The organism is Vibrio sp. 2033 (assembly GCF_033339735.1).
In genome coordinates this window covers 1-552 of sequence record NZ_JAWOVC010000685.1, presented here as the reverse complement: position 1 = coordinate 552, position 552 = coordinate 1, and the positions used below count along the sequence as shown (strand labels likewise).

The window sequence follows — 552 nt, the reverse complement described above, 5'->3', positions numbered from 1 at the left end:
ACTCGTTGAATGTGTAACCACCAAAAACTTTGCCAGACAGACTTTCGTTGTCTTTAACTTCAAGTTTCTCGCTTGCGTTGTAGGTATTTGATTTGATTGAACCACTGATATCATCAAACGTTGCTTTACCGATCGATGCACCAATGTAAGGAGCTGCGTTTGCCATAGAACAAGTTGCTAGAAGGGCTGCTGTTAGCCATGTTTTCTTTAACATTGTATTTCACTGCCTGTTTTATTATTGAGTTTGTGTATCGCCCTTCCTTAAGCATGTCGCGTTATCCATCTCGCTTGGCGTTAAACCGATCGAGATGTTAGTGAATAAAAACTCAATAAAACACGAAATAATTAGACACAACTTTTCTATTTTCCTTCTTAATTAAGAATATTTAATCTTAATTACAGACACTGCTGCTTTAACCAGTTGGTCAGTTTGACGATCTCGGCCTGCTTTGCTCGGTTCTTCTTGTGCACAAAATAAAAACTGTCGCCGGTTTCTAAACCATGAGATGGGATGTAAACCAAGTCTTGTGCTTTATCTCGCTCGTTCAACAT

Annotated in this window: 2 pseudogenes; both read right to left on the bottom strand. The window is 38.9% G+C overall.

The window, feature by feature from the left end:
* A pseudogene (locus R7P74_RS28505) lies at positions 1 to 214 on the bottom strand (outer membrane beta-barrel protein); the annotation flags it as partial.
* Positions 215 to 396: 182 nt separating this feature from the next.
* Positions 397 to 552, bottom strand: a pseudogene (locus tag R7P74_RS28500) (LysR family transcriptional regulator); the annotation flags it as partial.